This window comes from Variovorax ginsengisoli, from assembly GCF_030486595.1.
GTDB classification, from domain to species: Bacteria; Pseudomonadota; Gammaproteobacteria; order Burkholderiales; family Burkholderiaceae_C; genus Variovorax; species Variovorax ginsengisoli_B.
In genome coordinates, this window is the sequence record NZ_JAUJZH010000002.1 from 379952 (window position 1) to 400753 (window position 20802).

Annotated in this window: 21 protein-coding genes; 5 read left to right on the forward strand and 16 right to left on the reverse strand. The window is 69.3% G+C overall.

The features are described 5' to 3' along the window. Window positions 1-141 precede the first annotated feature (141 nt). On the forward strand, window positions 142-1032 hold the full coding sequence (locus QZH52_RS04345) for a LysR family transcriptional regulator (RefSeq protein WP_301804418.1): 891 nt from the start codon (window positions 142-144) through the stop codon (window positions 1030-1032). 24 nt (window positions 1033-1056) lie between these two features. Here the strand turns inward: QZH52_RS04345 and QZH52_RS04350 are convergent, their stop codons facing one another. The 8 genes from QZH52_RS04350 to QZH52_RS04385 are packed head-to-tail and all read right to left on the reverse strand — an operon-like array spanning window position 1057 to window position 7058. Beyond that, window positions 1057-1521, reverse strand: a complete 465-nt coding sequence (locus tag QZH52_RS04350; protein ID WP_301804421.1) for a CopD family protein — start codon at window positions 1519-1521, stop codon at window positions 1057-1059. 37 nt (window positions 1522-1558) lie between these two features. Further along, window positions 1559-2032, reverse strand: coding sequence for a hypothetical protein (locus QZH52_RS04355; protein ID WP_286521665.1), 474 nt, complete (start codon window positions 2030-2032; stop codon window positions 1559-1561). Window positions 2033-2040: 8 nt separating this feature from the next. Continuing rightward, window positions 2041-2955, reverse strand: a complete 915-nt coding sequence (locus QZH52_RS04360; protein ID WP_301804426.1) for a glutaminase — start codon at window positions 2953-2955, stop codon at window positions 2041-2043. Next, window positions 2952-3854 (reverse strand): DMT family transporter, encoded by a 903-nt coding sequence (locus tag QZH52_RS04365; RefSeq protein WP_301804429.1) that lies wholly within the window; start codon window positions 3852-3854, stop codon window positions 2952-2954. Before QZH52_RS04365 ends, QZH52_RS04360 begins: the two co-directional genes overlap by 4 nt. Window positions 3855-3906: 52 nt before the next feature. Then, the gene (locus QZH52_RS04370) at window positions 3907-4407 is read right to left on the reverse strand and encodes a BON domain-containing protein (RefSeq protein ID WP_301804431.1); all 501 of its coding nucleotides are present in this window, start codon (window positions 4405-4407) and stop codon (window positions 3907-3909) included. Then, window positions 4404-4940, reverse strand: a complete 537-nt coding sequence (locus QZH52_RS04375) for a flavin reductase family protein (protein ID WP_301804434.1) — start codon at window positions 4938-4940, stop codon at window positions 4404-4406. The genes QZH52_RS04370 and QZH52_RS04375 overlap by 4 nt, the downstream gene beginning before the upstream one ends. A 43-nt stretch (window positions 4941-4983) precedes the next feature. Beyond that, window positions 4984-6213: a nucleoside recognition domain-containing protein gene (locus tag QZH52_RS04380; RefSeq protein ID WP_301804437.1), complete on the reverse strand. Its 1230-nt coding sequence runs from the start codon at window positions 6211-6213 to the stop codon at window positions 4984-4986. 2 nt (window positions 6214-6215) lie between these two features. Next, window positions 6216-7058 carry a metallophosphoesterase gene (locus QZH52_RS04385; protein ID WP_301804441.1) on the reverse strand — a complete coding sequence of 281 codons (843 nt, stop codon included), beginning with the start codon at window positions 7056-7058 and terminating at the stop codon, window positions 6216-6218. 128 nt (window positions 7059-7186) lie between these two features. On the opposite strand from QZH52_RS04385, the gene QZH52_RS04390 reads away from it, so the two are divergent. Beyond that, window positions 7187-7360: a hypothetical protein gene (locus tag QZH52_RS04390; protein WP_286521672.1), complete on the forward strand. Its 174-nt coding sequence runs from the start codon at window positions 7187-7189 to the stop codon at window positions 7358-7360. Here the strand turns inward: QZH52_RS04390 and QZH52_RS04395 are convergent. Beyond that, complete coding sequence (locus QZH52_RS04395; RefSeq protein ID WP_286535221.1) at window positions 7357-8313, reverse strand: LysR family transcriptional regulator; 957 nt, start codon at window positions 8311-8313, stop codon at window positions 7357-7359. The genes QZH52_RS04390 and QZH52_RS04395 overlap by 4 nt on opposite strands. Window positions 8314-8420: 107 nt before the next feature. Between QZH52_RS04395 and QZH52_RS04400 the strand changes: the two genes are divergently transcribed. Further along, window positions 8421-8903 carry a hypothetical protein gene (locus QZH52_RS04400; protein WP_301804446.1) on the forward strand — a complete coding sequence of 161 codons (483 nt, stop codon included), beginning with the start codon at window positions 8421-8423 and terminating at the stop codon, window positions 8901-8903. A gap of 73 nt (window positions 8904-8976) precedes the next feature. On the opposite strand, the gene QZH52_RS04405 is transcribed toward QZH52_RS04400, so the two are convergent. The 4 genes from QZH52_RS04405 to QZH52_RS04420 all read right to left on the reverse strand — a co-directional run bounded on the left by QZH52_RS04405 (window position 8977) and on the right by QZH52_RS04420 (window position 13090). Continuing rightward, a complete protein-coding gene (locus QZH52_RS04405) occupies window positions 8977-10824 on the reverse strand; it encodes a phosphoenolpyruvate carboxykinase (GTP) (protein WP_301804450.1) in 1848 nt (615 codons plus the stop codon). Window positions 10825-11036: 212 nt separating this feature from the next. Beyond that, window positions 11037-11189: a hypothetical protein gene (locus QZH52_RS04410; RefSeq protein WP_286372168.1), complete on the reverse strand. Its 153-nt coding sequence runs from the start codon at window positions 11187-11189 to the stop codon at window positions 11037-11039. A gap of 60 nt (window positions 11190-11249) precedes the next feature. Beyond that, complete coding sequence (locus tag QZH52_RS04415; protein ID WP_301804455.1) at window positions 11250-11588, reverse strand: hypothetical protein; 339 nt, start codon at window positions 11586-11588, stop codon at window positions 11250-11252. 302 nt (window positions 11589-11890) lie between these two features. Continuing rightward, window positions 11891-13090, reverse strand: coding sequence for a threonine ammonia-lyase (locus tag QZH52_RS04420; protein ID WP_301804457.1), 1200 nt, complete (start codon window positions 13088-13090; stop codon window positions 11891-11893). 121 nt (window positions 13091-13211) lie between these two features. Here QZH52_RS04420 and QZH52_RS04425 point away from each other — a divergent pair, with 121 nt between their 5' ends. Continuing rightward, a complete protein-coding gene (locus QZH52_RS04425; RefSeq protein ID WP_301804459.1) occupies window positions 13212-15533 on the forward strand; it encodes an ATP-binding protein in 2322 nt (773 codons plus the stop codon). Window positions 15534-15583: 50 nt separating this feature from the next. Continuing rightward, the gene (locus QZH52_RS04430) at window positions 15584-17149 is read left to right on the forward strand and encodes a S41 family peptidase (protein ID WP_301804463.1); all 1566 of its coding nucleotides are present in this window, start codon (window positions 15584-15586) and stop codon (window positions 17147-17149) included. Here the strand turns inward: QZH52_RS04430 and recQ are convergent. From recQ to QZH52_RS04445, 3 genes are all read right to left on the reverse strand, one after another. Further along, complete coding sequence (gene recQ, locus QZH52_RS04435) at window positions 17146-19038, reverse strand: DNA helicase RecQ (protein WP_301804629.1); 1893 nt, start codon at window positions 19036-19038, stop codon at window positions 17146-17148. The genes QZH52_RS04430 and recQ overlap by 4 nt on opposite strands. Window positions 19039-19131: 93 nt before the next feature. Next, window positions 19132-19593, reverse strand: coding sequence for a PaaI family thioesterase (locus tag QZH52_RS04440; protein ID WP_301804632.1), 462 nt, complete (start codon window positions 19591-19593; stop codon window positions 19132-19134). 69 nt (window positions 19594-19662) lie between these two features. Next, window positions 19663-20802, reverse strand: coding sequence for an acyl-CoA dehydrogenase family protein (locus tag QZH52_RS04445; protein WP_301804466.1), 1140 nt, complete (start codon window positions 20800-20802; stop codon window positions 19663-19665).

A 20802-nucleotide genomic window follows, 5' to 3' on the forward strand; every position in this document is an offset into this window, starting at 1 on the left:
TGCACCCCATCGAGCAAGCGGGTGACGAGGGCGGACTGGGTCGACGGCATGGCATGGCTCCTTATGGACGGACAGCCATCTTGCAAGCCTGCGTGCTATTGTGGAAGTTGAGAATCCTGTCACTTCCTATCAGCTTTCCTGATGCGGCAACTCAACCTCGACCAACTCCGCACCCTGGTGTCCATCGCCGACCTCGGCAGCTTCTCGGCCGCCGCCCGGGCCCTCCACCTCGCGCAACCCACGGTCAGCCTGCACATCAGCGAACTCGAATCGCGCCTGGACACCCGGCTGGTGGTGCGGGGCAGCCGCCGGATCACGCCCACTGCCGCGGGTGCTGCACTGGTCGAGCGCGCGCGGCGCCTGCTGCGCGATGCCGACGACGCCGTGGACGCCGTGCGGCGCCAGGCCGAAGGGCGAACGGGCCGCGTCCGGCTGGGCACGTCGACCGGCATCGTGGTCGAACTGTTGCCGCAGGTGCTCGAGGAGCTGGAGCGCGACCACCCCGGCATCGACGTCGAGGTCTGCATCCTCGGCTCGTCCGAGGCCATGTCGCGCCTCGCGATGGGCACGCTGGACATCGGTCTGGTGGCGATTCCGCAGCCACCGATGCGTGACCTGATGGTCACGCGCTGGCGCAGCCAGCCCATGATGGCTTTCGTCCCGAAGAAGTGGGCGGCGCCGAAGCGGGCCACGCCGCGCTGGCTGGCAGAGAGGCCCTTGATCTTCAACGAGGCGACCACGCACATGTACCGGCTGACGATGGAATGGTTCGCCGCGATCGGCGAATCGCCGCGCCCGCGCATCGAGCTCAACTTCGACGCGGCGATGCTCGCCCTGGTGGCGGCAGGCTACGGTGCGGCGGTGCTGCCGTTGCACCAGCCGGTGGGCGCGGACTTCAACGAGCGGCTGCAGGTGTTGCCGCTCCGCCCGAAGCTGACCCGGCATCTGGGCATCGCGCACCGGCCGCGCGCAACGCTCGACGGAGCGACCGAAAGCGTGCTCCAGATCCTGGAGCGGTTCAGCCAGCGGTAGGCAGCGTGTTCGCGACGTTGCTGCTCACAGCGCCCGCCCGACCACGGCCAGCGCGAACACGAGCACGCCCAGCGTCAGGTTGGTGGCGACCAGCTTGCGGATCAAGTTCAGGTTGGCGGCCGCCACCGGCCACTGGCCGGCCGCCACCGCGCGCAGCAGCCGCGGATAGGGTGCGAAGCGCAGGTGCAGGAACAGCGCCATCATCACCAGCCCGAGCGTGAACATCGCATGCACGCTCCAGTGCACCCGCGCGAAGCCGCCGGCGGCCCAGACCAGCAGCAATCCGCTCGCCAGCAGCACGCCGATGGCGGTCGAGACGCCGACGAAGAAGCGCGACAGCGCCGCCGCCATGAACGGCAGGCGCAGCGGCGGCTCGAGGTGCGCGACCGCGGCAGGGCGGACCGCGAAGTGCATCGTCGCCATGCCGCCGACCCAGAAGGCGGCGGCGAGCAGGTGGAGGAACAGCAGGAGGGCGGGAAGGAGGGACATGGCGTAGCGTAGACCAGAACGCCGATGGCCCGCGGCTTCAGCGGGGCTTCTCGAAGCCGCTCTCGATCCAGGCCTCGGCGCTGGCGGCGTTGAGCCTGAAGTCCGGCTTCACGCGCAACTCGGCGAGCTCGCTGCCGGATTCGTCATGTGCCCGCAGCATCGCGTGCGGATTGTCCTCGTCGGGCACGATCTGCAGCGACACGCGAATGCGCTCGGAGCCGGCGCCCACGCTGACGTGCTTGTTCAGGCGCGCATGAAGCTGCTGCTCGTGGCGGCGCAGCACCTCGTTGGCGGTCTTCACCAGCGTGTGGAAGGCCGGCGCGTCGAGCGGCTTCGGGTTCTTCTTGTCGCGGCCCATGGTCCAGGGGCCGACCAGCGCGGGCTCCGGGTCGCCCTGGCGGGTCATCGCGACGGCCCAGCCGTCGTCGTCCTCGTTCTTGATCACGCGGGCGGTCCAGAGCGCGTCGCTCCAGAGGGTGGCTTCCTGGATCGGGGCGGCAGTGTCTGTCATGAGAGCATTCAAAAAATGGAAAGGCCGGTGCGGGCCGTGAACAGCTCGAGCGCCTTCAGCCCGAGCAGCGAGTTGCCGTTGCCATCGAGGGCCGGCGACCAGACGCACAGCGTGAGCTTGTCGGGCACCACGGCGACGATGCCGCCGCCGACGCCGCTCTTGCAGGGCAGGCCGATCGAGAAGGCGACGTCGCCGGCGGCGTCGTAGGTGCCGCAGGTGAGCATCAGCGCGTTGATGCGCCGCGCATGGCGCTCGGTCGTGATCTCGGGTTCGCCATCGATCGGGTGAGCGCCGTCGCGGCACAGGAAGCCGGCGGCGCGGGCCAGCTGCCGGCAGCTCATGCGGATCGCGCACTGGTGGAAGTAGAGGCTCAGCACCTCGCGCACATCGTTGTCGATCTTGCCGAAGCTCTTCATGAAGTTCGCCAGCGCGACGTTGCGGAAGCCGGTCACGGCTTCCGAGGCGGCGACCTCCTCGTCGTAGCCGATCGCTTCGCCGCAGAGGTTCGACATCAGCGCGATCAGCTCGGCCTCGGCGTGCCCCAGGCTCACCAGCCGGTCGGCCACCGCGATCGCGCCGGCATTGATGAAGGGGTTGCGCGGCTTGCCCTGCTCGTTCTCGAGCTGGACCAGCGAATTGAACGGGTTGCCCGAAGGCTCGCGGCCGATGTGCTCCCACAGCGCATCGCCGAGGCGGCGCATCGCCAGGGTCAGCGTGAACAGCTTCGAGATGCTCTGGATCGAAAACGGCGTGTCGGCATCGCCGGCCGCGGCCTCCTGGCCCTCGCAGGTCCTGAGGGCGATGCCGAACTGCCGTGCCGGCACCCGCGCCAGCGCCGGGATGTAGCTCGCCACCTGGCCCTCGGCGCCGAGCAGCGGGCGGACCTCGGCCTCGATGGCATCGAGCACGGGCTGGAAGTTCATGGCTTGGCTCCCGGGCGCCGGTTCACGAGCACGATCCCGAGCGCCACCCCGCAAAGCGCCAGCACCAGCTGCAAGGTCAGCGGCTCGGCCAGCAGCACGACGCCGAACACCAGCGCGAACAGCGGCGTCAGGAAGGTGAAGGATGAGATCCGCGTGGCCGGATAGTGCCGCAGCAGCCACATCCAGGCCAGGTAGCTGGCGAAGGCGCCGATCACGGTCTGCAGGCCGATCGAGAACCAGGCGTAGCCCGAGTACGCGAAACCCCAGCGCTCGCCGAGCAGCAGCGACAGCAGCGGCGAGACCGCCGCGGTCACCGCGATTTGATAGAACAGCGTCTTCTCGGCGCTGGCGGTGGCCAGCCGGGTGGCGCGGATCGTCAGCGTGGTCAGGCCCCACAGCACGCCGGCGGTCAGCGCCAGCGCATCGCCGCGCAGCTGCGCCGAGGTGCTGTGGCCGAAGCTCTCGCTGAAGGCCACCACCACGCCCGCGAAGGCGATCGCCAGCCCCACCCATTGCAGGCCCCGCAGCCGTTCGGCCGGCACCCAGCGCGGCAGCAGCACCGCCACCACGAAGGGCGAGGTGTACAGGAACACCGTGAGCCGCGAGGCGGTCGTGAGCTGCAGCCCGAGATAGATGCAGGTGAATTCGCCCGCGAACAGCGCACCGGCCAGGAGGCCGCCGGGCAGCGTGCCGTCGCGCGCGAACAGCGGCACGCCGCGGCGCACGCACCAGGCCCACAGCAGCACCACCGCGCCCGTCATGCGGATCGAGGCCTGCCACAGCGGCGGCACCTCGCCGACGGTGGTCTTGATCAGGATCTGCTGCAGTCCCCAGAACGCGCAGCAGGCGATCAGCAGGGCGGTGGCGCGGGTGTCGAGGTGTTCCTTGCGTTCGATCATTCCAGGGATTTCTGTTCTTCTTGTGATGCGGCCTGGGGCCGGCGGGGCGGTGTCAGGGAGATGCGAGCGCATAGGGCGGGTGGCCGTTGGTGCCGACCATCAGTTCGGGCAGCACCACTTCCACGTCGGGCACGCTGCGGGCGGCGCGGTCCAGCGCGGCGGCCATGCTGCGCGAGGGCACGCAGCCCTGCAGGTAGACCCAGCGCCGCTGGATCACGACCCAGACGCTGGCGCGCCGCACGCCCGGCACGGCGGCCAGCGCCGCCTGCTCCTTGGGTGCCAGCGGCTTGTCGTAGCGGTAGGCGTTGCTGTCGGCGCAGCGGCCGGCCAGCCAGCAGCTGGTGCCGCGTTCGAGGCGCGAGTGCATCTGCGCGCGCCGCTCCTCGGCGGTCAGCAGCGGGCCTTCGGGCACCGGGCAGCTGCGCATGCCCGACGCCACCTGGAAGAAGGGGTCGTCGAACCAGTTCTGCTTGACCGGCTTGGGCGGCTCCTGGGCCGCCGCGGGTTCGACCGCGCAGGCCACCGCCAGCAGCACCGCTGGCGTGGTCCTCAAAGCGGATGCTCCGTGTAGAAGCGCCCGCCGTGGAACAGCAGCGGTGAGGCGCCCGCGCTGTGCATGCAGCGCTCGACCTCGCCGACGAAGATCACGTGGTCGCCCTCGTCGTAGCGGCTGCGGTTGAAGCACTCGAAGCTGGCCGCGGCGCCCACCAGCACCGGCGCCCCGCCGACGCCCTCGGTGAAGGCGACATCGGCCCAGCGGTCGATGTCCTTGGCCGCGAAGCGCTCCGCCAGGCTCTTCTGGTTGGCCGCCAGGATGTTGATCGCATAGTGCGAGCCGGTGCTGAGCGCCGCCATCGAGGCCGCGCTGCGCGCCAGGCTCCACAGCACCAGCGGCGGATCGAGCGAGACCGAATTGAAGGAGTTGGCGGTCAAGCCCACCAGGGCGCCGTTCGCGGCCCGCGCCGTGACGATGGTCACGCCGGTGGCGAACATGCCGAGCGATGCGCGGAACTCGTCGATGGAGAAGGAGGGCGGTTGCGCCTGGGCGGGAGCGGTCACGGAAGAGGGGGGCAGTTGGATGTCCATTTTGGCCGATCGGCCGCGCGGTCGCTGGCGCCGGCCGGAACGCTCAGCCGAAGAACCAGTAGCCGACCGCGATCGCGGCCACCACGCCGGCCAGTTCCGCCAGCAGTGCGCAGCCGACCGCATGGCGCGCCCGCTGGATGCCGACCGCGCCGAAGTACACCGCCAGCACATAGAACGTGGTCTCGGTGCTGCCCTGGATGGTGGCGGCGACCTTGGCGGCGAAGCTGTCGACGCCCTGGCTCTGCATGGTCTCGATCAGCATCGCGCGTGCCGCGCTGCCCGAGAAGGGCTTGACCAGCGCGGTCGGCAAGGCGTCGACGAAGCGGGTGTCCCAGCCGGTGCGCGCCACCACCCAGCGGATGCCTTCGAGCGCCAGGTCGAGCGCCCCCGAGGCGCGCAGCACGCCGACCGCGCTCAGCATCGCGACCAGGTAGGGCAGCAGGTTCCTGGCGACGTCGAAGCCTTCCTTGGCGCCTTCGATGAAGCACTCGTAGACCTTCACCCGCCGCAGCGCGCCGACCGCCAGGAAGAAGACGATGAGCCCGAACAGCACCAGGTTGCCCAGCAGCGAGGACAGCGCGGCCAGCGCCGCGGCCGACAGGGTCGCCAGCAGCGCCATGAAGCCGCCGAGCAGCAGTGCGCCGGGCAGCAGGTAGGCCAGCACCACCGGGTCCCACAGCCGCAGGCGCTGCATGAAGGCCACCGACAGCAGCCCGACCAGCGTCGAGGCGCTGGTCGCCAGCAGGATCGGCAGGAACACCAGCGTGGGATCCGGCGCGCCCTGCTGCGCCCGGTACATGAAGATCGTCACCGGCAGCAAGGTCAGCGACGAGGCGTTGAGCACCAGGAACAGGATCTGCGCGTTGCTCGCGCTGGTCGCGCTCGGGTTCAAGGTCTGCAGCTCGCGCATCGCCTTGAGTCCGATCGGCGTGGCGGCGTTGTCGAGCCCGAGTGCGTTGGCGGCGAAGTTGAGCGTGATCAGGCCGAGTGCCGGGTGCCCGGCCGGCACCTCGGGCATCAGCCGGCGGAACAGCGGGCCGAGCAGCCGCGCCAGCCGGTCGACGATGCCGGCGGCCTCGGCGATGCGCAGGAAGCCGAGCCACAGGGTCAGCGTGCCGAACAGCAGCACCATCACCTCGACCGACAGCCTGGCCATCGCGAACAGGCTCTCGACCATCGAGGCGAACACGGTGGCGTCGCCGCCCAGCAGCCAGCGGGCGAGTGCCGCGGCCGCCGCGGTCAGGAAGAAGCCGAGCCACAGGCCGTTGAGCACGCCTAGCGCCCGGCAGCGGATGCGCGGGTCTGCCGGGGGCGCGGCACCTCGACCAGCAGCGCCGGGTCGAAGTTGTCCTGCTCCCCCTTGCCCAGGTAGCCCAGCGGGTTGGCGACCACGCGGCAGCCGTCCTTCAGGTAGTCGAACTGGCAGTGCAGGTGCCCGTGCAGCCACAGGTCGGCTTGCGGCAGCAATTCGTCCAGGTTGTTGCAGAAGCCCGCGGTGCCCGGGCTCAGGCCATAGCGGGGATCGGCGCTCGCCAGGGTCGGCGCAAAGTGCGTGATCGCCACGGTCGTGCCGTCGAACGGCTGGGCGAGTGCCTCGCGCAGCCACGCCTGGCATATGAGTGAGTGCTCCCTCAAGGCATCGGCGAGAAAGATCTCGCCGCCGCGCGTCGTGGCGGCCTTCTGCAGGTAGAAGTTGGCGGCGCGCATCGCCTTGCCGCGCTTCTTGAGCGCCTCGGCCAAGTCGTCGCCGGGCTCGACCAGGGCATCGAAATCGGCCCACAGCGTGGTGCCGACGAAGCGCACGCCGTCGATGACCAGGGTCTCGCGCTCCAGCCAGAGGATGTCCAGCGCCTCGCAGGTCTCGCGCAGCCGCTGGTGGACGGCATCGAAATCGGCGTTGTCGTACTCGTGGTTGCCGGGGACATAGATCACCGGCGCCGGCCAGCCATGGCGCGGCGAGAAGCGGGCCAGGCCGAAATCGGGCTCGGCCAGCGACGAGCCGGCCTGGTAGGAGCCGATGTCGCCCGCCAGCACCAGCAGGTCGGCGCCGGCCGCCGGGGCGACCTGGAGATGCGGGTGAACCTCGATATGGAGGTCCGAGAGCAGCTGGAGCTTCATGGGTACGGGTGCAGTCTAGCGGATGAGGTTATGCGTTTTGTGCATGGCGCTTGGCTTGAAGAATTGGGGAAAACCCTTATTCTTGATTCATCGTCACTCCGCGCCGCCCGCTTGGGCAGCGCACCATCATGTTTCACCTTCTTGCCCTCGTGGCCCGTTTTTTCCGTCCGACCCTCCAGGCTGTCGATGCCAGCCCGGCCGCAATCCTGATGCAGAACGCCGACAGCCGCGCCGGCCTCGACGCTCATCACGCGCAGGAACTGCGCGCCGCCGCCAGCGCCTGGCTCAGCGTCGTCCGCTAAGGACCCGCGAACGCGGCCTGCGCCGAGCGCAGCAGCGCCTGCCGCAGCCAGCCGTGCGCATGCGCGTGCTGGGCCCGCCGATGCCACAGCGCATCCACGTGCACCAGGGGCTGGTCGAAGGGCAGTTCGCGCAGCACCAGGTGGTCGTCGATCCCGGTCACCCGCGCGAAGTGTCGCGGCATCACGGTCAGCAGGTCCGAATTGGCCACCACGCGCCCGGCAGTGAAGAACTGGTTCACCGTCACCACGATGCGCCGCTCGCGCCCCAGCGCGCCGAGGGTCTGGTCGATGAAGCCGTAGGGCCGCCCCGAGAAGCTGACCAGCAGGTGGCGCGCGTCACAGAAGCTGTCGAGCGTCAGCGGCGCGTCGGCCAGCGGATGGCCCTGGCGCATCACGCACACATACTGCCCGACATACAGCCGCTGGGTCTCGAAGGGCTCGCCGACCCCGGACTGCCCGCGGGCCGCCAGGCTGGCGACCACGGCAGGGAAATAGCCGATCGCGACGTCGACCTCCTCCTGCTCCAGCATCCGGCGCGGATCGCGGGTGGTCAGCGGCAGCACCCGCAGCGACACCGCGCGCGCCTCCTCCTCGACGATCCGGATCAGCCCGGGCATCAGCTCGGCGGCGGTCGCGTCGGCCATCGCCAGCAGGAAGGTCGTGTCGGCGATGCCGGCATCGAATTCACCCGGTGCCAACGTGTGCTGGAGCTGCCGCAGCGCGTCGCGCACCGTCGGCCAGAGCGCCAGGGCCCGCGGCGTGGGCTCGACCCCCGCGCCGGCGCGCCGCACCAGCTCATCGCCCAGCACCTCGCGCAGCCGCCGCAGCGCATTGCTGACCGCCGGCTGGGTGATCGCCAGGTTGCGGGCCGCGCGCGTGAGGTTGCGCTCCGCCATCACTTCGTCGAACACGCGAAGAAGGTTCAGGTCGAGCGTGCGAAAGTTGACGTCCATAAGTGATGTGAATGATAAACATCAGCAGGATAAAGTGGCAAAACATTAGGGTAACCCCTAATATCTGGGCATCGGCTTCGGCCTCTCGTCCTTTCAGGAGGAACACCATGACCAGCTTCATCCACGTTGAAAAGCCCGCCACCCATCCCGGCATCGTTCGCGCCGAGGCGGCGATCGAACAGGTCCGCGCAGCCCGCCGCGGTTTCGATGGTGCGCGTGGGCTGGCAGCCCTGCTGCTGGCCGCGATCGTGTCGTCGCTGCTGGTCGTCGCCGACCGGCTGGTGTCGATCACCCAGGAAGGCGGCCTGATGGTGGCCTGGCTGGTGCTGTGGGCCGTGGCCTTCATCGGCCTGGCCTTCTTCGCAGGCACGGCGCGTTCGCTGGCGGTCCGCACCATCGCCGCGGCCCGGAACGTGGCCAAGCGCCGCGCCGCCGCCCGCGCCGACGAGCGCTTCCTGGCCTATGCCAAGCACGACCCGCGCATCATGAACGAGCTCAACGTCATCGCCACCCACCAGCAGGCGGTGGATGCGCCGGTCCCGACCTTGCACGACGCCCTGCGCCGCGTGAACCTCGGCCAGTACTACTGATCGCGCACCGCGGGCCTTCGGGCCCGCCCACGAAAAAGCCGCCCGAGGGCGGCTTTTTTGCGTCGCAGCCGGGTCAGGCCGCGAGACGCTGCTCGATCGCCGCCTTGGTGGCGGGCAGTTCCTTCGGCAGGTGGTGCGACAGCTGCTCGAACAGCTCGGCGTGCAGCCTCAGCTCGGCCTGCCATGCGGCCTTGTCGATGCTGGTGACGGTGTCGAACTGCTTGGCGCTGAAGTCAAGCCCGGTCCAGTTGAGGTCTTCGTAGCGCGGGCTGACGCCGAACACGTGTTCGCTGCCCTCGGCCTTCTGCTCGATGCGGTCGATCATCCACTTGAGCACGCGCATGTTCTCGCCGTAGCCGGGCCAGACGAACTTGCCGTCCTCGCCCTTGCGGAACCAGTTGGTGGTGTAGATCTTCGGCAGCCTGGCGCCCGAGGCCTCGAGTTTCTTGCCGAGGTCGAGCCAGTGCTGGAAGTAGTCGCTCATGTTGTAGCCGGCGAAGGGCAGCATCGCGAACGGATCGCGCCGCACCACGCCCTGCTGGCCGGCGGCCGCGGCGGTGGTCTCGGAGCCCATGGTGGCCGCCATGTAGACGCCTTCGACCCAGTTGCGGGCCTCGGTCACCAGCGGCACCGTGGTGGAGCGGCGGCCGCCGAAGATGAAGGCATCGATGGCGACGCCCTTCGGGTCGTCCCAGGCCGTATCCAGCGCCGGGTTGTTGATGGCGGCGACCGTGAAGCGGGCGTTCGGGTGCGCGGCCTTGGCGCCGGTCTCCTTGGCGATCGCGGGCGTCCAGTCCTTGCCTTGCCAGTCGATCGCGTGGGCCGGGGCTTCGCTCATGCCTTCCCACCAGACGTCGCCGTCGTCGGTCAGCGCGACGTTGGTGAAGATCACGTCGCGGTCGAGGCTGGCCATGCAGTTCGGGTTGGTCTGCATGTTGGTGCCGGGCGCGACGCCGAAGTAGCCGGCTTCGGGATTGATCGCGTGCAGCTTGCCGTCGGTGCCGGGCTTGATCCAGGCGATATCGTCGCCGATGGTCGTGACCTTCCAGCCCTCGAAGCCCGCCGGCGGGATCAGCATCGCGAAGTTGGTCTTGCCGCAGGCGCTCGGGAAGGCGGCGGCCACGTGGTATTTCTGGCCCTGCGGATTGGTCACGCCGAGGATCAGCATGTGTTCGGCCAGCCAGCCTTCGTCGCGGCCCATGTTGGAGGCGATGCGCAGTGCGAAGCACTTCTTGCCGAGCAGGGCGTTGCCGCCGTAGCCCGAGCCGTAGCTCCAGATTTCGCGCGTCTCGGGATAGTGGACGATGTACTTGGTCTTGTTGCAGGGCCAGGCGACGTCTTTCTGGCCGGCTTCCAGCGGCGCGCCGACCGTGTGGACGCAGGGCACGAACTCGCCGTCGTCGCCCAGCACGTCGAACACCGCACGGCCCATGCGGGTCATGATCTTCATGTTGACCGCCACGTACGGGCTGTCGGACAGCTCGATGCCGATGTGCGCAATGGGCGAGCCCAGCGGGCCCATGCTGAACGGCACGACATACATCGTGCGGCCCTTCATGCAGCCGTCGAACAGGGGCTGGAGCGTGGCGCGCATCTCGGCCGGCGCCATCCAGTTGTTGGTCGGGCCGGCGTCTTCCTTGCGGGCCGAGCAGATGAAGGTGCGGTCTTCGACGCGGGCGACATCGCTCGGGTCGGAGGTGGCGAGGAAGGAGTTGGGGCGCTTGGCCGGGTTCAGCTTCTTGAAGGTGCCGGCGTCGACCATCTGCTGGCAGAGGCGGTCGTATTCTTCCTGGCTGCCGTCGCACCAGTGGATGCGCTCGGGCTTGCACAGGGCGGCCATCTCGGCCACCCACGCGATCAGCTTCGCGTTCTTGACGTAGGAGGGCGCCTGCATGGCAAGACCCTTCAGCGGTGCGTTCATCGTCTATCTCCTAAGTTGAAAATCGTTTTTTCGAACGGGACGCGACGCCGCGGGGCGATCGAAATCCGTTGGAGAAAACGCTTCCGTCTAGGGAGGGGGCTGGATGGAAGACCGTGTGGACCGGGGCAGGGGTCGGCGCGGCGACGACCGACCCGGCAGCGGCATCGCGCCCCGCTGGCGGCACGCAATGCCGCGCGGTGGCGCTGCCGGGTTCAGGCCATGTAGATGGCGATGGAGGCCAGGAGGAGCATCAGCACCCCGCCCACCAGCGGCAGAACCAGGGGCATGAGAGGGACGATCGACTCGACCGCGTCTTGTTCGACCGCGGCGGCGTGGCCGGGTTCGATGGGGGTGGGGTTGGACATCTGGGTTCCTTGTATTCTCACGACTGGGGCCATTTTACCGGCTGGGCCCCGGGCCGCGGTCTAGGGGGTTGCCAGACCTTTTTCGGGTCGCGGAGGCGACCGATCGAGCCATTCACCCCAGTCGGTGGCGCACCACGGGTTCCTGGATTTCGCCGCCGCCCGGTACTTGAGCTCGCGCCAGCCCGAGCGCCTCCAGGGCCAGGCCTCGGTCAGTGCGAGCCGCCGGTGATGCGCATAGCGGGGGAACCACGGCTTGCCCAGGCTGCCGATCGAAAAATACAGGAACGCCCACCAGGCCATGTGCCAATAGGTGTTGCCTAGTTCCTTGCGGCAGTCGCCGAACAGCAGGACGACGTCGATGTCCAGCCGGTCGAGCAGGGCGTCCAGCCAGGCGGCCAATCGGCCATCGCACCCTTGAAGGAGAAGGCGCCGCGCCGGTAGAACAGGTGGTCGCCGGCATTGAAGTTGACCTTGAACACACGGGCGCCCGCCAGTTGCAGGTCGTGGGCCAGGCGGCTGAAAAAAGGCCCCACCGGGCCTTGCAGCAAGAGGACGCCTTGTGTTCGGAAGGCGTGTATTCCGCGTTCGATCATGTCGCCCGGAGGCGAATGGCGAAGCGGCGTGAATCCGAGCGGCCTGGTGCGTGCGAGCACTTTCCGCGCGAATTGACCGAATTTTCCGAAAGGTTGGCCGACCCGTTTTCAGCGCTGCTCGACGGCCTCGAACCCTGCCGCCGTCAGGGCCGCCAGCACGGCCGCCAGATGCTCCCGCCCCCGGGTCTGCAGCACCAGTTCGACGTCGACGTTCTGTGCCGCCAGCATGGTGAAGGCGCGCTGATGGTGGACTTCGTCGATGTTGGCACCCGCTTCGGCGACAGTGGCCGTGATATGGGCCAGGGAGCCCGGCACGTCGCGGGCGCTGACCCGCACGCGCGCGAGCCGGCCGGCGCGCACCATGCCGCGCTCGATGATCGCCGCCAGCAGCAGCGGGTCGATGTTGCCGCCCGACAGCACCAGGCCGACGCGCTGGCCCCGGAAGCGGTCGGGATGGCGGATCAGCGCGGCCAGTCCGGCGGCGCCCGCGCCCTCCACCAGCGTCTTCTCGATCTCGAGGAGCATCAGCACCGCCTGCTCGATGTCGCCCTCGTCGACCAGGAGCAGCTCGTCAACCTCCCGGGCGATGATCTCGCGCGTCAGCACGCCGGGCGTGCCCACGGCGATGCCTTCGGCGATGGTGCTGGTCCCCTGGGGGTGGTGCGTGCCCTGCACCGCGTTCACCATGGCCGGGAAGCGCGAGGTCTGGACGCCCACGATGCGGATGTCCGGCTTGCGCGCCTTGGCGGCCAGCGCCATGCCGGCGGCCAGGCCGCCGCCGCCGACCGACACCACCAGCACGTCCAGGTCGGGGACCGCATCAAGCATCTCGAGCGCCACCGTGCCCTGGCCGGCGATGATCGCCTCGTCGTCGTAGGGATGGACGAAGGCCAGTCCCTCGCGTTCGGCCAGCGCCAGCGCATGCGCGCGGGCCGCCTCGAGGGTGTCGCCGTGCAGCACGACTTCGGCGCCGAATCCGCGCGTGCGTTCGATCTTCACGCCCGGCGTGAAGCGCGGCATGACGATCAGGGCCCGCAGTCCGAGGCGCTGCGCGTGGTAGGCCACGCCCTGCGCGTGGTTTCCGGCCGACATGGCGATCACGCCACGGGTGCCGCCTTCGGCCAGGTCGACGAGTTTGTTACAGGCTCCGCGCTCCTTGAACGAGGCGGTGAACTGCAGGTTCTCGAACTTCAGGAACACCTGGGCGCCGACGATCTCGGACAGGGTCCGCGATTCGACGCAGGGGGTTTCGAGCAACTGCCCGTTGAGACGGAGGGCCGCGCGCTCAATGTCTTCGATTCCAACCATCGGCGTCATTGTGGACGGAATCGCAACATCCTGGTATTTCGTGTCCGCAGGCTTCCCGAAGCCAATACTCTGCGTTATGGTCGCTTCCAGATTCACACATCCCCTCGCGGGAGGTTGCCAGATGGTCAAGCGTTCCGGTGTCGATGCAGTGGCTGCGGCTTCCCGCGGCCATGCACTGCCGTCGCCCGGACTCAAGGAAGCGCCGGTGCTCGAACTCATGTGTTCGCACTTCGTGCTCACGCTCGCGGCCAAGCAGGGCCCGCGCTTCAACGTGCGCCGGGACCTCAACGGCCTGCTGTCGCTCACCGGCCGCCACCTGGTCTGGCCGCTGCCGGTGCTGCACCGGCTGCGCGAGTTCCTCGGCCGGCGTTGCGTCGGCAACGAGGTCTGGAAGGGGGTCGAGGGTTTCGACGGCCGCACGCTGCTCGACCGCCACGGCGTCTGGCGCGGCCCCTACGAAGAGGGCACGCTGTTCTTCTACCTGGACGAATACGCCAAGGACCAGCCCAAGGACCTGCTGTCGGTGCTGTCGGTCACGCGCGACTGGCTCACCCATGCGCTGCGCAAGCAGTCGACCCTGGTCGAGAAGAACATCGATGCGCTGGCCGGCCTGCTGCAGCTCAACAAGGCCGAGCGCGCGCTGCTGCTCTACGGCACCCTGGCGCGCTACCAGCGCGACCTGCGTTCCCTGCTGGTCGAGTTCAAGGTCAACAACGCGCCCGAGGCCTACGCCGCGATCGCCGAGGTGGCCGGCGTCAATGCGAGCGAAGTCGGCGAGGCGCTGCGTGCGGGCTCGCGGCTCGAGCGCATCGGGCTGGTCGAGAACCTGATCTCCGAGCACAACATCACCGACCTGGCCGACCTCATGAAGGTCAGCGAGAAGCTGCCGCCGGTGCTGATGCGCGAGTACCGCGACCGCAACGAGCTGATGGCCGTGTTCACGCGGCCGTCCGCCAAGAGCAGCCTCTCGGTGCACGATTTCTCCTTCGTCGAGGACGAGGCCCGGATGCTGGTCACCTTGCTGCGGGCGGCGGTCGCTCGCAAGGAGCCCGGTGTCAACGTGCTGCTCTACGGCCCGCCCGGCACCGGCAAGACCGAACTCGCCAAGGTGGTGGCGCAGGCCGCGGGACTGGAGCTGTTCGAGGTCGAATACGCCGACCGCGACGGCAACTCGCTGTCGGGCCGCGACCGCTACCGTTCGCTGCAGATCGCGCAGGTGTTCCTCAAGGGCAGCGAGCAGTCGGCGCTGCTGTTCGACGAGGTCGAGGACGTGTTTCCGCCCATCAGCACCGAGGCCGCGCAGCTGATGGCGCGCGCCGAGCAGATTCCCTCGCCGGCCAGCGGCAGCGTGAGCGGCAAGGCCTGGGTCAACCAGATCCTCGAATCGAACGCGGTGCCGACCTTGTGGGTCACCAACCGCATCGAGCAGATCGACCCGGCTTTCCGGCGCCGCTTCGCCTACCACCTCGAGCTCAAGTCGCCGCCGCCCGGCGCCCGCGAGCAGCTGGTGCGCAAGACGCTCGAAGGCGTCTCGGTGTCCGAGGCCTTCACCGCCAAGCTGGCCGGGCGCAAGGGCCTGACACCGGCCCAGATCCGCACCGCGGTGCGCTTCGCCGAGCTCGCCATGACCGAGGGCGGCTCGGTCGAGAAGCTCATCGAGCGCCAACTCAAGAACGCCGACCTCGCGCTCGGCACGCCCGATGCCCTGGGCGCGCGCCGCAGCGTCACGACCTACGACCTCGACATGCTCAACGTCGAGACCCGCTTCGAGATCCCGCGCATCGTCGACGCCCTGAAGGCCCGCGGCCACGGCACCCTGTGCTTCTACGGCGCGCCCGGCACCGGCAAGACCGCCCTGGCGGAGCACATCGCGAAGGCGATCGGCCGGCCGCTGATCATCAAGCAGGCCAGCGACCTGATGAGCAAGTACGTGGGCGAGACCGAGCAGAACATGGCCGCCATGTTCAAGGAGGCCGAGGCCGAGAAGGCGGTGCTGCTGCTCGACGAGGCCGACAGCTTCCTGCAGGACCGCCGCGGCGCCCAGCGCACCTACGAAGTGACCGAGGTCAACGAGATGCTGCAGGGCATGGAGCGCTTCGACGGCATCTTCGTCTGCACCACCAACCTGCTCGACCGGCTCGACCAGGCAGCGCTGCGCCGCTTCACCTTCAAGATCAAGTTCATGCCGCTGACCGGCGAGCAGCGCGAGCGGATGTTCGTCACCGAGGCGCTCGCCGGCGATGCGGACCAGCTGACCCACGAGATCAAGTTGCGGCTCGCCAGGCTGCCGCAGCTGTGTCCGGGCGACTTCGCGGCCGTCAAGCGCCAGACCGACATCCTGGCGGTGGCCTTCTCGGCCGACGAGTTTCTCGACCAGCTCGATGCCGAACACCGTATCAAGCCCGAAGTGCGCGAGTCCCGCGGCATCGGCTTCGTTCAGTAGGGCTCCACACAAGAAAAGCGCGGGTCGCCGCGCGCGGGGGAGAGCGATCGATGAGGGCTGTCCGGACCGCCCGGAGGATGGACGCGGCGCGCGGCGCCTTGAGCGCTGCCGCACTGGCGCTGGTGGGTCTGCTCGGTGCCTGCGGCGGTGGCGGTGGCGGTGGCGGCGCAGCGTTGCCATTGGCCGCGCCGGCCGCCTTGGCGCCGGGCGACGACCCGATCGTCCCCTCGTCCAGCGTGCAAGGCCAGTGCGCCGCGCCGCGTGGCGGCATCGACCCGGACACCGGCGCGGCGTTCCCCGACCAGCCCGGCTCGGCGACTACCGAGAAGCGCTGGCTGCGGGCCTGGATCGACGAGACCTATCTCTGGTATGCCGAAATCCCCAGCACGCTGGTGGCCGGCGAATACGCGACCCCGCTCGCCTACTTCAACGTCCTCAAGACACCGCTGTCGACCCCCTCGGGCAGGCCCAAGGACCGCTTCCACTTCACCGCCGACACTGCGCAATACCGGGGCCTGTCGCAAGGCGGCGTGCTGATCGGCTACGGACTCGAACTCGCCTTCCTGAGCGCCGCGCCACCGCGCGACATCCGCGTGGCCTTCACCGAGCCCGGCTCGCCGGCGGCGCAGGCGGCCTTCGACCGCGGCCTCAAGCTGGTCGAGATCGACGGCATCGATGTGGTGGCGGGCGCGGACGTGGCGGCACTCAACGCCGCGCTGTCGCCCACCCGCGTCGGCGAAACGCACAGCTTCAAGCTGCAGGCGCCCGACGGTAGCCTGCGCAGCGTGAGCCTGGCGGCGGCCGCTGTCACCCGCACCTCGGTGCAGAACGTGAAGACCATCGCCACCGACAGCGGGCCGGTCGGCTACATGCTGTTCAACGACCACACGGCCGGCGCCGAAGCGCAGCTGGTCGCGGCGATCTATCAGTTCAAGGCGGCGTCGGTCAGCGACCTCGTGATCGACATGCGCTACAACGGCGGCGGCTTTCTCGACATCGCCAGCGAACTGGCCTACATGGTCGCCACGCCGGCGGCCACCCGCGGCACGGTCTTCGAGGCGCTCCGGTTCAACAGCAAGAATCCGTTCCGGATCACGGCGGCGCAGGCCACCGTGCCCTTCCATGCGACCGCGCGCGGCTTCTCGGTGTCGGCCGGCCTGCCGCTGCCGCAACTGGGCCTGTCGCGCGTCATCGTACTGGCGGGCCCCGACACCTGTTCGGCCAGCGAATCGGTCGTCAACGGCTTGCGCGGAGTCGGGATCGCGGTGGACCTGATCGGTGGCGGCACCTGTGGCAAGCCGTACGGCTTCTACCCGCAGGACAACTGCGGCACGACCTATTTCGCGATCCAGTTCCAGGGCGTGAACCAGCAGGGCTTCGGCGACTATGGCGACGGCTTCGTGCCGACCTGCGCGGTGGCGGACGACTTCGGCCATGCGCTGGGCGACACCGCCGAGAGCCGGCTCGCCGCCGCGCTGACCTTGCGCAGCACGGGTGCTTGCCCCGCCGCGCCGCAGGCCCGGGGCGGTGGCGCGCTCGGCAAGGCGGAGGCGACCGAAACGCCCTATCTGATCCGCTCGCCGCTGCGCGAGAACCGGATCATTTCACGCCCCTAGAACGCCGCGCAGACCCGCAGCACGTCGGTGCCGTAGGCCTCGAGCTTCTTGGTGCCGATGCCGCTGATGCCCTGCAGGTCTTCGAGCGTCGCGGGCGCGCGCTCGGCGATCGCGGCCAGCGTGGCGTCGTGGAAGATCACGTAGGCCGGCAGGTTGTGCTCCTTCGCGACCTCGGCGCGCCAGGCCTTGAGCGCCGCGAAGCGGGCCTGGCCGGCTGTGTCGAGCGTGGCGGCGGCCGGCGAGGGCGCGCCGCGCGCGGTTTTTTCGCGCCGCGACTTGCGCTCGGCCGGCGACGAGATCGATTCGCGCAGCATCACCTGGACCTCGCCCTTGAGCACGGCCCGCGAGCCGTCTGTCAGCTGCAAGGTGTTGTACGCCTGGGCGTCGACCGAGAGCGCGCCGGTGGCGATCAGCTGGCGCAGCACGCCGCGCAGCTGCGCCTCGCTGAACTCGTCGCCGATGCCGAAGGTGCTGACCCGCTCGTGCCCGAACTGCTTGACCTTCTCGGTGGCCTTGCCGCGCAGGATGTCCATGACGTGGCCGGCACCGAAGCTGATGCCGCTCTGCTGCTGCACACGGTAGATGGTGGAGAGCAGCTTGCGCGCCGCATCGGTGCCGTCCCACACCTGCGGCGGGGTGATGCAGTTGTCGCAATTGCCGCAGGGAACGCTCTTCTCGCCGAAGTAGCCGAGCAGCCGCACCCGCCGGCAGTCGCTGGCCTCGGCCAGTGACAGCAGCGCATCGAGCTTGCCGCGCATCACCTGCTTGAACTCCTCGCCGGCCGGGCTCTCGTCGATCATGCGGCGCTGGTTGACCACGTCTTGCAGGCCGTAGGCCATCCAGGCGTCGGCGGGTGCGCCGTCGCGGCCCGCGCGGCCGGTCTCCTGGTAGTAGCCCTCGATGTTCTTCGGCATGTCGAGGTGGGCCACGAAGCGCACGTCGGGCTTGTCGATGCCCATGCCGAAGGCGATGGTCGCGACCATCACGATGCCTTCGTCGCGCAGGAAGCGGTCCTGGTGCTTCTGGCGCACCGCGGCGTCGAGGCCGGCGTGGTAGGGCAAGGCGTTGATGCCGGCGTCGACCAGGGTCTGGGCCACGTCCTCGACCCGCTTGCGCGACTGGCAATAGACCACGCCCGCGTCACCCTCGTGCTCGCGCTCGATGAAGCGCAGCAGCTGGGTGGTGGCTTCCTTTTTCTCGACGATGGTGTAGCGGATGTTCGGCCGGTCGAAGCTGGAGACGAACTGGCGCGCTTCCTCGAGCTGCAGCCGCTCGACGATGTCGGCGCGCGTGAGCGCATCGGCGGTGGCGGTGAGCGCGATCCGCGGCACGCCGGCATAGCGCTCGTGCAGCACCGTGAGTGCGCGGTACTCGGGCCGGAAGTCGTGGCCCCACTGGCTCACGCAATGGGCCTCGTCGATGGCGAACAGCGCCAGCTTGCCGCGCTCCCTGAGCGAATCGAGCTGCGACAGGAAGCGCGGCGTGTTGACGCGCTCGGGCGCCGCGTACAGCAAGGTGATCTCTCCGCGCAGCATGCGGCGCTCGACGTCCTGGGTCTGCTCCCAGTCGAGCGTGGAATTGAGGAAGGCGGCATCGACGCCGGCCTCGTGCAGTGCGCCGACCTGGTCGTGCATCAGCGCGATCAGCGGCGACACGACCACGGTCACGCCGTGGCCGGCGCGTTGGCGCGCGATGGCGGGGATCTGGTAGCACAGCGACTTCCCGCCGCCGGTGGGCATCAGCACCAGGGCGTCGCCGCCGGCCACGACGTGGTCGACGATCGACTGCTGCGGGCCGCGGAACTGCGCGTAGCCGAAGATCTCGTGGAGGATCGACTGCGGATCGTCGGCGCCGGACGAAGGCGCGGAGTCGGAAGAGGCGAGGGGCAAGGCGGACACGGTTCGGCGTTGGATGAGGGCCGGCCCGCCAGCGACGCGGCGGCGGGCCGGCCCTGATTGTCGCTTGGTGGCGCCGCCCGGCTGTCAGCTGCGGATGTTTTCGCGCCCGAAAACCGCCATCAGCGTGCATCCCATGGTGGCGACCAGCTTTTCGCGGCCCTCCTCCAGGGCGTAGGCATGGCCCTCGCAGACCGTCACCGTGCGCCCGGGCTTGACCACGCTGCCGACCATGCGGAAGGTCTGGCCCTTGGCGGGCGCGAGCAGGTTGATCTTGTATTCGATGGTCAGCACCGCGGCGTCGGCCGGCATCAGCGTGAAGCCGGCGTAGCCGCAGGCCGAGTCGAGCGCGGTGGCCACCATGCCGGCATGCAGGAAGCCGTGCTGCTGGGTCAGGCCGGCGGCCCAGTCGAGTTCGATCGCCACGCGGCCCGGCGCGATCTCGCCCAGCCGTGCGCCGATGGTGGCCATGGCGCCCTGGCGCTCGAAGCTCTGGCGCACGCGTTGCACGAAGTGCGGGTCCGGGGGGACGAAGGCGGTGGTTGGCATCACGGGTGGAATTGACGTTTACGTAAAGGTCAATTATGGGGTGGAGGTGCATGGCGGACAAGCCGCCAGTCAGCCCAGCACGATGCGCGCGATGATGTTGCGCTGGATTTCCGACGAGCCCTCGTAGATGCGCAGGATGCGGGCATCCCGCACGTAGCGCTCGAGCGGCATCTCGCGCGTGAAGCCGTAGCCGCCATGGATCTGCAGCGCGGTGTCGGCGACGAAGGCCACCATCTCGGAGGCGTAGAGCTTGGCCATCGCCGACTGCAGCGTGAACGGCTGGCCTGCCGAGCGCAGCGCCAGGGCCTGCATCGTGAGGCCCCAGGCCGCCTCGAGCCGCAGCTTCATGTCGGCCAGCATCCACTGGATGCCCTGCTTGCCGGCCAGCGCCTCACCGCCGACCTGGCGCTCGCGCGCCCAGTCCAGTGCTGCCGCCAGCGCGGCTTCGGCGATGCCGAGCGAAGTCGCGGCGACGTCGAGGCGGCTGTTGTCCAGCACCTTCATGGCGGTCTTGAAGCCGCTGCCCTCGTCGCCGAGGCGGTTGGCGAGCGGCACCTCGACCGACTCGAAGGCGACCTCGAAGGCGTGGCCGCCGCGGATGCCCATGAGCTTCTCGGGCGCCGAGACCTTCACGCCCGGGCGGTCGGTGTCGACGATGAAGGCGCTGACGCCGCGGGCGCCGGCCGTGGCATCGGTCCTGGCGAACACCACCAGGAACTTCGCTTCGGCCGCGTTCGAGATGAAATGCTTGACGCCGTCGATGCGGTAGCGGTCGCCGTCCCGGACGGCGCGCGTGCGCAGGTCGGCGGGATGCGAGCCGCCGCGCGGCTCGGTCAGTGCGAAGCCTGCCAGCCACTCGCCACTGGCCGCGCGCGGCAGGTAGCGGCCGCGCTGGTCGTCGTCGCCGCCGATCAGCACCGCATCGGTGCCCAGGTAGTGGGCGCCGATCATCGAGGAGGTCGCGGCGCAGGCACGCGAGATCTCGACCAGCGACAGCAGCATCGCGGTCGGCATCACGCCGGGACCGCCCCAGCGCTCGGGCAGGTTCATGCCCATCACGCCGAGGGCCGCGAGCCCCGGCACGTGGCAGGTGGCCGAGCGCTCGTGCGCATCGATGTCGCTGGCCAGCGGGGCGATGGCCTCGGTCGCGTAGCGCGCGACCGCATCGGCCAGGGCCTGGTCTTCTGCGGTGATGCCGAGTCGTGTCAT